This is a genomic window from Bosea sp. Tri-49 (genome assembly GCF_003952665.1).
In the GTDB taxonomy this organism is placed as follows: domain Bacteria; phylum Pseudomonadota; class Alphaproteobacteria; order Rhizobiales; family Beijerinckiaceae; genus Allobosea.
This window is the reverse complement of the sequence record NZ_CP017946.1, coordinates 4316528-4330541: the sequence shown is the minus strand read 5'-3', so window position 1 is coordinate 4330541 and position 14014 is coordinate 4316528. Positions and strand designations below refer to the sequence as shown.

The window sequence follows — 14014 nt, the reverse complement described above, 5'->3', positions numbered from 1 at the left end:
ATGCCGAGGTTCACTCCGCTGTTTCTCTGTGTCTACAAGTGCTGCCTTGCCTCGACGCTGGCGATCGTACCTATGATCACATCGCTGGTCGTTGCTCCGGCCTTGGCGCAGAGCAAGGGCGCCGCGCCGGTCCTGAACGTCGGCGCCAGCGAGCACGCTATTTCGCGTCGGCTCGATCTCTCGATCGGCCGCTCGCTGATCGTCGAGTTGCCGCGCGACGCCAAGGAGGTCTTCGTCGCCAATCCCAAGGTGGCGAACGCCGTGGTGCGCTCGGCCCGCAAACTTTTCGTCATCGGCATGGCCGACGGTTCGACTTCGATGTTCGTAATGGACGCCGAGGGCAGGCAAATCACGGCCCTGGAAATCGAGGTCGGCCGCGACCTCAACGTGCTGCGCCAGACTCTGCGCGCGGCGATGCCGGGCGCGGACATCCAGGTCAAGCCTGCTGGGGATTCGATTCTTCTCGTCGGCACCGTCGCGAATGCCTCCGAGGCGACGCAGGCCGTGGATATCGCAAGCGCCTTCGTCGGCAGCTCCACCACGGGAGGTTTCGTCCAAAGCACGTCCAAAGGAGGTGTGATCAACTCGCTGACCATTCGGGGACGCGACCAGGTGATGGTCAAGGTCACCGTTTCCGAGATCGCCCGCAAGGCGATCAAGCAGCTCGGCATCAACTCGACCGGCGAATGGAAGCTGGGCAAGCTCAGCATTACCCCGACGATCGACAATCCGTTCTCGGTGCAGCCGCAAACGCTCGCGGCGACTTCGATCGCCGCCGGCATCGGCAATTCGACCAACGTTACCTTGCGTGCACTCGAGCGGGCCGGCATGTCGCGCATTCTCGCCGAACCAACGGTCACGGCGATCTCGGGCGAAAGCGCGAAGTTCACTGCGGGCGGCGAGATTCCCGTGCCGAGCGGCTACAGCTGCGACGTCTCGGGGCGCTGCAATCTCAGCATCGTCTACAAGACGATCGGTGTTTCGCTGAATTTCACCCCGATCGTGCTGTCCGATGGCAGGATCTCGATGCGGATTGCGACAGAGGTCACCGAGCTTGACGCTGAAAATCAGCTGCTCCTCGCCGATACCAGACAGACCGGTGCGGTCAACGCACCGGGTTTCCGGACGCGCAAGTCGGATACGACAGTCGAGCTGCCCTCTGGCGGAACGCTGGCGACGGCAGGCTTGATCCAGCGCGTCTCGCGTCAAGCGATCAACGGCATGCCGGCGCTGATGAACATTCCGATCATCGGCACGCTGTTCCGCTCGCGCGACTATCAGCGCGAGGAGACCGAGCTGATGATCGCGGTGACACCCTACATCGTGAAGCCGGTCGGGCCCAATACGCTGCAGCGGCCGGATGACGGCTTCGTCGAGGCGCACGATGCCCAGACGATCCTGATGGGACGCTTGAACAAGATGTACGGCTCGACGAGCGGAGGGCCGATCCCGCAGGCCTACAAGGGTCGCGTCGGTTTCATCGCTGATTGAAGACGGGCCGTGACAAGGATGGCGATCATGGTCGTACACAGGAAACCGCACCCGAAGCGCGCTCGGCGCGCCGCATTGCCGGTGGCTCTTGGCGCCGCGCTCCTGCTCGGGGCTTGTGCCAAGGGCGATATTTCAACCTCCGGTATCCCGATCGATACCCGCGAGCGCCATCCGATCGTGTTGCGCGATGCGCCGAATTCGCTGGATGTCTTTGTCGGTCGGGCAGGCGGTGGATTGGATCCGCGCCAGGCCGATGACGTCACCCGTTTCGGCGCGGACTATCGTCGCAGCGGCAAAGGTGGTCTCGTCGCGGAGGTACCGACGGGAACCGGGCGCGACCTCGCCGCGCGCGACACGCTCGACAGCATCCGTCGCTCGCTGGCCAGGGCCGGTGTCTCGCCCGGCGCTCTTTCGGTCAGGACCTATCCGATCGCCGATCCCGGGCTCGCATCGCCGATTCGCCTGACCTATGCCTCGCTGCAGGCGGGATTGCCGCATTCCTGCGGACAATGGCCGACCGATCTTGGCGCTTCCAGCTACAAGACGAGTGCAACGAACGAGCCCTACTGGAATTTCGGCTGCGCTACTCAAGCCAATCTCGCTGCGCAGATCGCCGATCCGCTCGATCTGGTGCGCGCGCGCAGCGAAGGTCGCCTCGACACCCTCAAGCGCATGGAGGCGATCAAGAAACTGCGTGAGGGCAAGGATCCGTCCACGCAGTATCGCCAGGAACAAACCAAGGTCAGTGACGCCGTCGGAGGCAAATGATGGCGAACATGCCAGGATTTGAGCCGGATACCGGCGGCGAGGAGATCATCGCCCCGTTGCCCCGCGTCACCTTGCAGGCCTTCTGCGAAACGCGGGAGGTCGCGGACTCGATGCAGGCGGTCGCCGCCGACCGCCGCATGGACAAGGTCCAGGCCCGAGTGCAGATGGGGGGGCCGGCCGCGGCGGTCGAGGCTTTCCGCGGCGCGCCGACACCGAATGTGATCGTCCTGGAAACGGTCAGCGAGCCGTCGGGGCTGATCGCGAATCTCGATGCCCTCGCCGCGAGCTGCGATCCGGGCACCAAAGTCGTCGTCATCGGGCATGTCAACGACATCCAGCTTTATCGCGAGCTGATCCGGCGTGGCGTCAGCGACTATCTCGTCGCTCCGTTCGGCGTTCTCGACCTGTTGCGTACCCTGTCCGAACTCTATGCCGCATCAGGCTCGGCGACGCTGGGGCGTACCATGGCCATCGTCGGCGCCAAGGGCGGCGTCGGCGCTTCCACCGTCGCGCACAATGTCGCTTGGGCGGTCGCTCGCGATCTCGGCGCCTCGACTGTGATCGCCGACCTCGACATCGCCTTCGGCACGGCCGGGCTGGATTTCAATCAGGATCCGCCGCAAGGCATCGCCGACGCTGTGTTCGCGCCGGAGCGGCTCGACGCCAACATGCTCGACCGGCTTCTGTCGCGCTGCAGCGAGAACCTCTCTTTGCTCGCGGCTCCGGCCATGCTGGATCGGACGATCGATCTTAGCGACGACGCGTTCGAGCTCTTGTTCGACCTGCTGCGCGCGAGCGTGCCCTGCATCGTGCTGGACGTGCCGCATCTGTGGTCGGGCTGGGCGAAGCGCGCGCTCGTTAGCGCCGATGAGGTGGCGATCGTCGCCGCGCCGGAGCTCGCCTCGCTGCGCAACGCCAAGAATCTGGTGGACCTCCTGCGTGCGGCCCGGCCGAACGATTCCGTGCCTCGCCTGATCCTGAACCAGGTCGGCTTGCCCAAGCGGCCGGAGATCGAGGCCGGCGAGTTCGCCAAGGCGCTCGGGATCGAGGTGCTGAGCTCCATCCCCTTCGATGCGCCGCTCTTTGGCACGGCAGCCAACAACGGTCAGATGATCGCCGAGGTCCAGTCGGGCGGAAAGGCAGCGGAGGCCTTCGTCCAGATCGCAACTGCTCTCACCGGGCGCGGCGAGCAGAAGCGTGGCAAGCGTGGCCTGTTCGAGCCCTTGGCCAAGCTGATGCGTCGGAAGGCCTGAAGATGTTTGGCAAGCGACAGGCGACTGCCCCGGCTCCGACGACTCAGTCGAGCGCAGCGCCGCTCTCGTCAGTGCGTCCGGTCGAATCGCGTTCCGCCGCCGCGGAGGCGCGGCGTCCGCCGCCGCCAGCGCCGGTCGAGGCACAAAAATCCGACGAATACTACCAGATGAAGAGCATGATCTTCGGTGCTCTCATCGAAGCGATCGACCTCTCCCAGCTGGCCAAGCTCGACGGCGAATCGGCACGTGAGGAGATCCGCGACATCATCAACGAGATCATCTCGCTGAAGAATGTCGTGCTCTCGATCTCCGAGCAGGAAGAGCTGCTCGACGACATCTGCAACGATGTGCTCGGCTATGGGCCGCTCGAGCCGCTGCTAGCGCGCGACGACATCGCCGACATCATGGTCAACGGCGCCGGCCGGACCTTTATCGAGACCGGCGGCAAGATTCAGCTCACCAGCATCCGCTTTCGTGACAACGCGCAGCTGATGAATATCTGCCAGCGCATCGTCAGTCAGGTCGGCCGCCGTGTCGACGAGGCCTCGCCGATCTGCGACGCGCGCCTCGCTGACGGCTCGCGCGTCAACGTCATTGCTCCGCCGCTTGCGATCGACGGGCCGGCCCTCACCATCCGCAAGTTCAAGAAGGACAAACTGACCCTCGACCAGCTCGTCCGTTTCGGCGCGATCTCGCCGCCCGGCGCCGAGATCCTGAAGATCATCGGAAGGGTCCGCTGCAATATCGTGATCTCGGGCGGTACCGGTTCGGGCAAGACGACGCTGCTCAACTGCCTGACCAATTACATCGAGCACGATGAGCGTGTAATCACCTGTGAGGACGCGGCCGAGCTGCAACTGCAGCAGCCGCACGTAGTCCGCCTCGAGACCCGTCCCCCCAATCTTGAAGGGTCGGGAGCGGTCACCATGCGCGATCTCGTCAAGAACTGCCTGCGCATGCGGCCCGAACGCATCATCGTCGGCGAGGTGCGCGGCCCGGAGGCCTTCGACCTGCTCCAGGCGATGAACACCGGCCATGATGGCTCGATGGGCACGCTGCACGCCAATACGCCGCGTGAGTGCCTGAGCCGCATCGAATCGATGATCACCATGGGCGGCTTCAGCCTGCCCTCGAAGACCCTGCGAGAGATGATCTGCTCCTCGGTCGATGTGATCATCCAGGCTCAGCGCATGCGCGACGGCTCGCGTCGCATCACCCACATCACCGAGGTGATGGGCATGGAGGGCGATGTGATCATCACCCAGGACCTGATGCTCTACGATGTGCTCGGCGAAGACCCGAACGGTCGGCTGATCGGCCGGCACCGCTCGACCGGTATCGGCCGGCCTCGCCTCTGGGAACGCGCCCGCTATTTCGGCGACGAGCAGCGGCTCGCCACGGCGCTCGACCAGCTCGAGCTCGAAGGCCGGGCCGACGCCTAGGCGCGGGGAGAAGGCACGTCATGGACTATGGCCAGATCGCCGCCGCTATCCTCGCCGCTGTCTCGGCGGGCGGGATCGCTTACGCCCTGTTCTACCCTCGGCTCAGCGGCCAGGCGCGCGCCGAGCAGCGCCGCCGCGAGTTCGCCGCCCCGGCCGTGGTCCGCGCCGCGGCGGATCGTGAAGCGCAGAGCCAGGTAAGGCGCGGGCAGGTCGCGCAAAGCCTGAAGGATATCGAAAACCGCGAGAAAGCACGCCACAAGCTCACGATTGACGGGCGAATCGAGCAGGCCGGGCTCTCCTGGTCGCGCAAGCAGTACTGGCTGCTCGGCGTCGCGCTGGGCATTGCCCTGGCTGTTGTGCTCTTCATCGTCTCAGGCAACTGGGGCGTCGTGCTGGTCAGTTTCCTCGTCGGCCTTTTCGGCCTGCCGCGCTGGTATCTGGGCTATCTCGGCAAGAAGCGGATGCTGCGCTTTACCAACGAATTCCCGAATGCGCTCGATGTCATCGTGCGCGGCATCAAGTCGGGCTTGCCGCTGAACGATTGCCTGCGCATCATCGCCAGCGAGGCTCAGGAGCCGGTCAAGACCGAGTTCCGCCTGATCGTCGAAGCGCAGACGCTTGGCCTGTCGCTGACGGACGCGGTCGCCAAGCTGTTCGAACGCATGCCCTGCGCCGAGGCCAATTTCTTCGGCATCGTTCTGGCGATCCAGCAGAAGACCGGCGGCAACCTCGCCGAAACCCTGGCCAATCTCTCGCGCGTGATCCGCGAGCGCCGCAAGATGCGCGACAAGATCAAGGCCGTGTCGATGGAGGCGAAGGCGTCCGCCTCAATCATCGGCTCCTTGCCTCCCGTCGTCGCCGTCCTCGTCTACCTCACGAGCCCAGGCTACATGGACGCGCTCTGGACGACCGATATCGGACGAGCGGCGCTCGTCGGCTGCGGCGTCTGGATGGCAACCGGCGTGCTGGTGATGCGCAAGATGATCAATTTCGAGATCTGAGGAGCCTTTGGCATGCTCGCGCTCCTGATCGAGAAGCTCACCGATATCAGGTTCCTGCTTGCCCTGGTCGGCGGAGTGGCTGTCGCGATCACGATCATGACCGTGGCGGCGCCCTTGCTCGAAGGCAATGTGCTGGGCAAGCGCATGAAATCCGTCGCCACCGAACGCGACAAAATCCGAGCACGTGAGCGCGATCGGTTGACGCGGCAGAACGAGCGAGTCTCGCTCCGGCAGGAGCCGAAGGTTTTCATGCGCGACATCGTCGAGCGCTTCAAGCTCAGCGACTGGCTCGGTACCGAAAACGCCAAGAAGCAGCTCACCATGGCTGGCTTCCGCGGTCAGCAGGCCGAGGTAGGTTTCCTCTTCTTCAGGCTGATCACCCCGATCGCCCTCTTTCTGTTCGCCCTGTTTTACCTCTTCGTGATCAATAGCTTCGGCCAGACCTTTATCGTGCGGGTCGGCATCGTGATCGGCGCTGCCTATCTCGGCATCAAGGCGCCCGAAATCTACCTGTCCAATGCGACGACAAAGCGCCAGCACTCGATGCGGCGCGCCTTCCCGGACGCGCTCGATCTGATGCTGATCTGTGTCGAATCGGGCATGTCGATCGAACTCGCCTTCCGCAAGGTTTCGACCGAGATCGGCAGCCAGTCGGTGCCGCTGGCCGAGGAGTTCTCCCTCTGCACGGCGGAGCTGTCCTATCTCTCCGAGCGTCGGCAGGCCTACGAGAACCTCGCCATACGCACCGGGCTCGAATCGGTGAAGTCGGTGTGTACGGCGCTGATCCAGGCCGAGCGTTACGGGACGCCACTCGGAACAGCGCTGCGGACGCTCGCGCAGGAGAGTCGTGATCAGCGGATGAACGAGGCGGAAAAGAAGGCCGCGGCCCTGCCGCCGAAGCTGACAGTGCCGATGATCCTGTTCTTTCTGCCGGTGCTGTTCGTGGTGATCATGACTCCGGCGATGATCAAAGTCTTCGCCAACTTCTAAGCGACGCTTGTGACGGAGTTCGGAGAAGCACCCGCTTTTTGCCATTAGCTTCCACGCCAGATCAGCCACCGGGCTGCCTCAAGCAGGCCTCCTGCGATGATCTGGTCCAGGGAGGCTTCCCAACGCCTTCATGGTGCCCCCAGGCAAAACTTTGAGCGATAGGCGCGCGGGTGGAGGTTGAATTGCGAGTGGTGCGAGCTGCATGTCGTGCCAAGCTGTGACAGGCAATCAACCATTGCCGGTCTTGCTTCCCCCGGAGTGAGGATCCGGCACGCGCTCCGCCTCTTGCTGCCGGAACAAGGGCTCAGGGAGCGCCGCGGGTCTTCAGCCGTTCGTGGGCTGAGCGTCGTCCTGCGTTGGCCTCGACGTCGGGGCTGCGGCACGGGTTGTTGGCTTGGCCTTGCTGCCGCGCAGCAAATCCCAGCTGTTCGGCTGGCTGACCGAGCGGCGCAGATAGGCGATGGTCGCCGAGGCCTCGGCCGGGCTCATGTCCTGGCGGGCCAGTTGCTCGGCGTCCTGGAAACGCCCCTGCAGGCCGAGCACCAGGACGAGGTTCTGGCGCACCCTGGCGTCGGCGCCAGGTATGGCAGCGGCCTCGCGCAGCACGCGTTCGGCATCTGGCAGATGCTTCGACAACGCGAGCGACAGGCCGAGATTGGACATGATGGTTGGTTCGTTCGGTGCCAGCTTCAGCGCGGCCGCATAGAGCTGTTGGGCACGCTCATGCTCGCCGAGCTGGTCGGAGACAGTGCCTTGTGCCGACAGGATCCGCCAATCGGGCCTTTCCGGCAGATGGGCGCGGCTGAGCACGTCGTCGGCCTGCTTCAAGCGGCCATTGTCGGCGAGCGAGCGGCCATAGGCGCCGAGCAGCTCACGATCTTCGGTATGGACGATGACCGCGCCTTCCAGGATGGCGAGAGCCTGGGCATTCTTGTCGAGTGCGCGCAAGGCGCGGGCATAGAAGAAGGCGGCGTTTCGGTCCTTCTGATTCGCCTCGTAGCGCGGGGCCCATTGCGCCTCCTCGCTGCGCCATTGCGCCTCGGTGCGTGGCTGGGTCTGCCTGGTGCCGATCGAGCCGGTGACGTCGCCGGGGCCGCCGCGCATCTGGCAGGCGCCGAGCGCAAGGCAGAGGGCCGAAGCCGCGGCGAAATGGCCGAAACGGAGTGCGCGGATGCGGATGGACATCAGCCGGAATGCCTCGCCGGTACGGGAAAGCTGTTGCCCTCGGTGATAAAACGTTAACCCTAACGGACTGTTAACCGGGCGGATTCGCGTGGGCTTGAATGCCGGCGCCTGGCTCGCCAATCCGAGGTTTGTCGATCGTGCACCCGTTGCTGCTCCCTGCCGGAACGTCCGCCATCCCCGTCCATTGCGTCGCCAAGGCCGACTGGCCGGCCTTGCAAGAAAAACTCGCGTCCGTCTCGCGCAGCTTTGCCCAGGCTCAGGGCTTCGAAGCACGGCCGGGCCAGCATGCCCTGCTCCCGGACGCCGCCGGCTCACTCGCCGCCGTGGTGCTCGGGGTCGAGCCCACCGGCCCGCGGCGACGCGACCCGTTTGCTCCAGGCCGCCTCTCCACCAGCCTGCCGCCGGGCGACTATGCCCTGGCGGGTGATATCGGCGATGCCGGTCTCGCCGCGCTCGGCTGGCTACTCACCGCCTATCGTTTCGAGCGCTACCGCAAGCCCAAGCCCGCTGCGGCGCGGCTCGTCCTGCCCCAGGGCATCGACGGCGACGAGTTGAGCAATCTCGCCGACGCGAGCGCCCTGGCGCGCGACCTCGTCAATACCTCCGCCGCCGATCTCGGCCCGGCCGAAATCGAGGCGGCCGTGAGGGCGTTCGCTGACACCTATGGTGCCGAGGTCGGCAGCACGGTCGGCGACGATCTGCTTGTGGCCAATTTTCCAATGATCCATGCCGTCGGCCGGGCTTCGACCCGGGCGCCACGGCTGATCGATCTCCATTGGGGCGCAGCTGATCATCCCAAGGTGACACTGGTCGGTAAGGGCGTCGCCTTCGACACTGGCGGGCTCAACCTCAAGACCGACGCCGGCATGCTGCTGATGAAGAAGGACATGGGCGGCGCAGCGGCGGCGATCGCGGCGGCGCGCATGATCATGCAGGCGAAGCTGAAGGTTCGCCTGCGCCTGCTGGTGCCAGCGGTCGAGAACGCGGTCTCGGGCGCCTCCTTCCGCCCCGGCGACGTGCTGCAGAGCCGGAAGGGGCTGACCGTCGAGATCGGCAATACCGACGCGGAAGGGCGGCTCATCCTCGCCGACGCGCTGGCGCTTGCCGACGAGGAGGCGCCGGAGCTGCTGATCGATTTCGCCACGCTGACCGGCGCCGCCCGCGTCGCGCTCGGGCCCGATCTGCCGCCCTTCTATACCCATGATGACGGGCTCGCCGCCGAGATCGCCCGCCTCGGCGCCGCCGTGAACGACCCGGTCTGGCGCATGCCGCTCTGGCCGCCCTATGACGGCATGCTCGACTCCAAGATCGCCGACCTGAACAATGTTTCCGGTGGCGCCTTCGCCGGCTCGGTGACGGCCGCGCTCTTCCTCAATCGTTTCGTCGAGAAGAGCCGCTCCTATGCCCATTTCGACATCTATGGCTGGAATCCCTCGACCAAGCCGGGGCGCCCGGAAGGCGGCGAGTGCCAGGCGGCGCGGCTGACCTACGCGCTGGCCAAGCAGTTCTACGGCGCCCGTTAAGCCTGCCCTGCGACTTCGGTTGCACGGCGGCGGTGGTGCGATAATGATACGGCCCCGTAACGATCGGGGGCGGCATGGCGCTGGAGATCAAGCCGACGCAGGCGCTCAAGCTCTGGCGCGAGGTTCATCTCGACCTGGTGCGCGATACCCAGTCCGACTTGTCGGTCCGCCAGACCGCGATCCTGCTGACCATTTATCTTGAGCTGCCGCCGCATACCGTGCGCGGCCTCGCGGCGCGCCTCGGCGTGACCAAGCCGGTGATCACCCGCGCTCTCGACAGCATGGGCAAGCTCGGCCTGGTCAGCCGCAAGCGCGACGAGTTCGACAAGCGCAATGTGGTCATTCAGCGGACGGTCGCAGGCGCGTTGGCGGTCGAGCACCTCGCCGATCTGGTCACGGCTCGGGCGCGAGAGCTCGGCCCAGCCTGAGCGTTCCGCGCTTCGCCCGTTAACCGGACGGGGCTAGAGTGCTGTCATGACCGCGATTCTCGACCGCCGCCTCACCCCCGCCCGCCCGGACCTCGCCGCCCGTCATCTCGACGGCAAGGTCGAGGCGCTCGCTTTCGCGGATCCGATCCCGATGCGGGTGGTGACGCCGTCAGCGCCGCTGCGGCGCGAGCCGCGGCCGGATGCTCCCCTCGACACCGAGGCGCTCGCCGGCGAGGCCGTCCGGGTCTACGAGCAGCATGAGGGCTGGGCCTGGGGCCAGCTCGTCGGCGATTCCTATGTCGGCTATCTGCCGGAGGACTGCCTGGCCGGCGACGCGCCGGTTCCGACGCATCGCGTCAGTGCGCTGCGGACCTTCGTCTACCCCGGTCCCTCGATCAAATTGCCGCCGCTGGAGGCGCTGTCCATCGGTGCGGCACTGGCGGTCATCGGCGAGAGCGGCGACTTCTTCACGACCGGGCATGGCGGCTATATCTTCAAGCAGCATCTTTGTCCGCGCGATCAGCACGAGCCCGATTTCGTCGCGGTCGCCGAGCGCTTCCTGCACGTCCCCTATTTCTGGGGTGGCAAGACCAGCCTCGGCCTCGACTGCTCGGCGCTGGTCCAGCTCTCGCTGGCTGCGGCTGGCGTGGCGGCGCCGCGCGATTCGGACATGCAGGAACAGGGGCTCGGAGAAGCTGTCGCCGTTGATGACGGCCTCGCTGGCCTGCGCCGCGGCGACCTCGTCTTCTGGAAAGGCCATGTCGGCATCATGACCGACCCGGACACGCTGCTGCACGCCACCGCCTTCACCATGAGCGTGATCAGCGAGCCCCTGCGCCCGGCGCGCGATCGCATCCTCGCCCGCAATGGCGGGCCGATTACCGCGATCAAGCGCGTGGCGCCTCAGTAACCCCGCGCCGGATCGACCACGTTCTCGAGCTCCCCGCCGGCTTCCAGCCGCCTGATCTGCGCCGCGATCTGGTCGGCGACGGCTTCCGGCGCCGACATGGCGGCATTATGCGGCGTCACCGTCACGGCGGGATGGCTCCAGAGCGGCGAATCCTGCGGCAGCGGCTCGGTCTCGAAGACGTCCAGCACCGCAGCTCTGAGCTCGCCGGCATCGAGCGCTGCGAGGATGTCCGTCTCGACCTGCAATTTGCCGCGGCCGGCATTGATCAGCACCGGCCCGCCGAGCCGTCCATTGCGGGCGAGGCTTGCAAGCAGCGGGCGGTTCAGGATGCCGTGCGTCTCCGGGGTGTGCGGCAGCAGGCTGACGAGAATGTCGGTGCGGGCGAGGAAGGCTGCCATGCCGTCCTCGCCGGAGAAGGTGGCAAGTCCCTCGATCGTCTTTGGCGAGCGGCTCCAGCCGGCGACGTCGAAGCCGATGATCTGGAGCTTGCGCGCCGCATCTTGCCCGAGTTCGCCGAGCCCCATGATGCCGACGCGCACTTCGCGCGCGGCCGGCTGGTGGCGGTCGTCGTCCCAGGACTTTTCGCGCTGCTGCCGATCATAGCGGTGCTGCTGGCGCAGCTGCATCAGGCAGTGCAGCACGACATATTCGCTCATCCGCGTCGTCAGGTCGGGGTCGATCACCCGCGCGATCGGCACTTCGGGCAAACGGCTGTCGGTAAAGAGATGGTCGACACCGGCGCCGAGCGAGAAGATCGCGGCGAGATTGGGCAGGCCGGCGAGGCTCCCCTCCGGATGCTTCCAGCTCGCGACATAGTGGACGGCGCGCCGGTCGAAGGGCTCGCCAAGCGTGACGATCGGCAGCTCGGGCAGCAGTGCCGCGAAGCGCTCGCGCCAGCTCTCGACATGCCAGCCGGTGATCGCCAGAAGCAGGCTCATAAGCGGAAACTTTCCTAGGCGGGGATGATCAATGGGCCACGCGTAACAGCAGCCTCGCCGCGGCGATAGGCGCTCTTCAGGCGGATGCGGGCGGCGTCGAAGCCGGCCTCGCTGCGGGCATGGATGATGCCGAGTGGCCGGTCCGGCCCGACCCGGTCGCCGAGGCCGGCGAGCTCGGTGATGCCGACGGCATGGTCGATCTCGTCCTGCGGGCGGGTCCGGCCGCCGCCGAGCGCGACCACGGCGAGACCGATGCCGCGCGTGTCGATCGCCTCGACCAGCCCGGGCCGGTCGGAGAAGACCGGCCGCACGATCGGAGCGCGGGCGAGATGCCGTTCGGGGTGCTCCAGCAGGTCGGCCGGGCCACCGAGCGCCGCAATCATATGGATGAAGCGCTCCGCCGCCGCGCCGCTGGCGAAGGCGTCCTCGATCTTCGCGATCGCTTCCTCGCGCGTCGCCGCCAGCCGGCCGAGCAGCAGCATCTCGGCGGAGAGCGCCACCGTGACCTCGTGGAAGCGTGGTTCGCGCCGGCGCCCGGTCAGATAGTCGAGCGCATAGGCGACTTCGAGCGCATTGCCGGCGGCGGAGGCCAGCGGCTCGCTCATATCGGTGAGCAGCGCCCGTGTCGGCAGGCCGGCACCGTTGCCGACATCCGTCAGGCTCTGCGCCAGCGCCTCCGCCTTGTCGAAATCGCGCATGAAGGCGCCGGAGCCGAACTTCACGTCCATGGCGAGGCCATGCAGGCCGGCGGCAAGTTTCTTCGACAGGATCGAGGCGGTGATCAGCGGGATCGATTCGACCGTGCCGGTCACATCCCGGATCGCATAGAGCCGCTTGTCGGCCGGGGCGAGGTCGGCGGTCTGGCCGATGATGGCGCAGCCGACCTCGCGCACGACATGGCGGAAGAGGTCGATGCCCGGCTGGGTGACATAGCCCGGCACCGCGTCGAGCTTGTCGAGCGTGCCGCCGGTATGACCGAGGCCGCGGCCGGAGATCATCGGGACATAGCCGCCGCAGGCCGCGACCGCCGCCGCGAGCGGCAGCGAGACCGTGTCGCCGACGCCGCCGGTCGAGTGCTTGTCGAGCGCCGGGCCCGGCAGATCGCGCCAGTCCAGCACCGTGCCGGAATCGCGCATGGCGAGCGTCAGCGCGACGCGCTCCTCGGCATCCATGTCGCGAAAGAAGATCGCCATGGCGAAGGCGGCCGCCTGGCCCTCGCTGACCGAGCCGTCGGTCAGGCCCGCGATCATCTGGCGGATGTCCTGGGCGCTCAGGCGCTCGCCGTCGCGCTTGGCGGCGATGATCTCCTGCGGCAGGCGCATCAATAGGCTCCGTCTGTCCGTTCGGGCGGGGTGGTGCCGGCGATGATGTCGGCGAGCACGCCGTAGAGCCCGCTGGCGCCGAAGCGGAAGGTTTTTGGCGTCGCCCAGCCCGGCTCCATGATCTCGTCGGCGAGGTCGAGATAGGCTCTGGCATCGGCCAGCGTGCGCAGACCGCCCGAGGGCTTGAGACCGACCGCCCTGCCCGAGACCTTGATCGCCTCCAGCATGGTGCGGGCGGCGGCCGGCGTGGCGGAGGTCCCGGTCTTGCCGGTCGAGGTCTTGATGAAGTCGGCGCCGGCGGCGATGGCGAGATCGGAGGCAGCGCGCACCGCTGCCTGATCCGGGTATTCGCCGGTTTCGAGGATGACTTTGAGCGTCTTGTCGCCGCAGCTGCCGCGTGCTTCGGCAACCATTTCGCGCGCGATCTCGACATTCCCGGCGAGAAAGGCGCGCCAGGGCAGCACCAGGTCGATCTCGTCGGCTCCATCCGCGATCGCTTCGGTGATGTCGCTGCCGATCAGGCTGCAATTGCTGTTGCCGGCGGGGAAATTGATCACGGTCGCGATCCTGACCGGCGAGCCCTTGAGTGTCTGACGCGCCAGCTTGACGAACTGCGGCCAAATGCAGATCGCCGCGACCGGGCCGGGCGCGGCAACGGCGCGGGCACAGAGCTGCAGCGCGCCGGTCTCGTTCGCCTGATCGGACAAATCGGTCAGATCGAGCAGGCGTAGCGCACGCAAAGCGAGATCGGCGTCGGACATGG

Annotated in this window: 13 protein-coding genes; 9 read left to right on the top strand and 4 right to left on the bottom strand. The window is 66.5% G+C overall.

The features are described from left to right. Genes BLM15_RS20920 through BLM15_RS20895 form a run of 6 tightly spaced genes read left to right on the top strand, consistent with a single transcriptional unit; the run spans position 1 to position 6945 of the window. Complete coding sequence (locus BLM15_RS20920; RefSeq protein ID WP_206438550.1) at positions 1-1491, top strand: type II and III secretion system protein family protein; 1491 nt, start codon at positions 1-3, stop codon at positions 1489-1491. A 27-nt stretch (positions 1492-1518) separates the two neighbouring features. Beyond that, complete coding sequence (locus BLM15_RS20915; RefSeq protein WP_126114567.1) at positions 1519-2259, top strand: CpaD family pilus assembly protein; 741 nt, start codon at positions 1519-1521, stop codon at positions 2257-2259. Between the two features lie 8 nt (positions 2260-2267). Further along, positions 2268-3512, top strand: coding sequence for a CpaE/TadZ family protein (locus BLM15_RS20910; protein ID WP_126116278.1), 1245 nt, complete (start codon positions 2268-2270; stop codon positions 3510-3512). Between the two features lie 2 nt (positions 3513-3514). Beyond that, a complete protein-coding gene (locus BLM15_RS20905; RefSeq protein WP_126114566.1) occupies positions 3515-4954 on the top strand; it encodes a CpaF family protein in 1440 nt (479 codons plus the stop codon). A gap of 20 nt (positions 4955-4974) precedes the next feature. After that, a complete protein-coding gene (locus tag BLM15_RS20900) occupies positions 4975-5955 on the top strand; it encodes a type II secretion system F family protein (protein ID WP_126114565.1) in 981 nt (326 codons plus the stop codon). 12 nt (positions 5956-5967) lie between these two features. Further along, positions 5968-6945, top strand: coding sequence for a type II secretion system F family protein (locus tag BLM15_RS20895; protein ID WP_126114564.1), 978 nt, complete (start codon positions 5968-5970; stop codon positions 6943-6945). A 324-nt stretch (positions 6946-7269) separates the two neighbouring features. On the opposite strand, the gene BLM15_RS20890 is transcribed toward BLM15_RS20895, so the two are convergent. Next, on the bottom strand, positions 7270-8130 hold the full coding sequence (locus BLM15_RS20890) for a tetratricopeptide repeat protein (RefSeq protein ID WP_126114563.1): 861 nt from the start codon (positions 8128-8130) through the stop codon (positions 7270-7272). A 98-nt stretch (positions 8131-8228) separates the two neighbouring features. On the opposite strand from BLM15_RS20890, the gene BLM15_RS20885 reads away from it, so the two are divergent. From BLM15_RS20885 to BLM15_RS20875, 3 genes are all read left to right on the top strand, one after another. After that, positions 8229-9653, top strand: coding sequence for a leucyl aminopeptidase family protein (locus BLM15_RS20885; protein WP_126114562.1), 1425 nt, complete (start codon positions 8229-8231; stop codon positions 9651-9653). A 74-nt stretch (positions 9654-9727) separates the two neighbouring features. Next, on the top strand, positions 9728-10081 hold the full coding sequence (locus BLM15_RS20880; RefSeq protein ID WP_126114561.1) for a MarR family winged helix-turn-helix transcriptional regulator: 354 nt from the start codon (positions 9728-9730) through the stop codon (positions 10079-10081). 46 nt (positions 10082-10127) lie between these two features. Continuing rightward, positions 10128-10991: a C40 family peptidase gene (locus BLM15_RS20875; RefSeq protein WP_126114560.1), complete on the top strand. Its 864-nt coding sequence runs from the start codon at positions 10128-10130 to the stop codon at positions 10989-10991. Here BLM15_RS20875 and BLM15_RS20870 read toward each other — a convergent pair. The 3 genes from BLM15_RS20870 to deoC are packed head-to-tail and all read right to left on the bottom strand — an operon-like array spanning position 10985 to position 14012. Next, positions 10985-11929 (bottom strand): 2-hydroxyacid dehydrogenase, encoded by a 945-nt coding sequence (locus tag BLM15_RS20870; protein WP_126114559.1) that lies wholly within the window; start codon positions 11927-11929, stop codon positions 10985-10987. The two genes, BLM15_RS20875 and BLM15_RS20870, sit on opposite strands and share 7 nt — an antisense overlap. A gap of 14 nt (positions 11930-11943) precedes the next feature. Next, entirely contained in the window at positions 11944-13251 is a 1308-nt protein-coding gene (gene deoA / locus BLM15_RS20865; RefSeq protein ID WP_126114558.1) for a thymidine phosphorylase, read from the bottom strand. Further along, positions 13251-14012, bottom strand: a complete 762-nt coding sequence (deoC, locus tag BLM15_RS20860) for a deoxyribose-phosphate aldolase (RefSeq protein ID WP_126114557.1) — start codon at positions 14010-14012, stop codon at positions 13251-13253. The genes deoA and deoC overlap by 1 nt, the downstream gene beginning before the upstream one ends. Positions 14013-14014 lie beyond the last annotated feature (2 nt).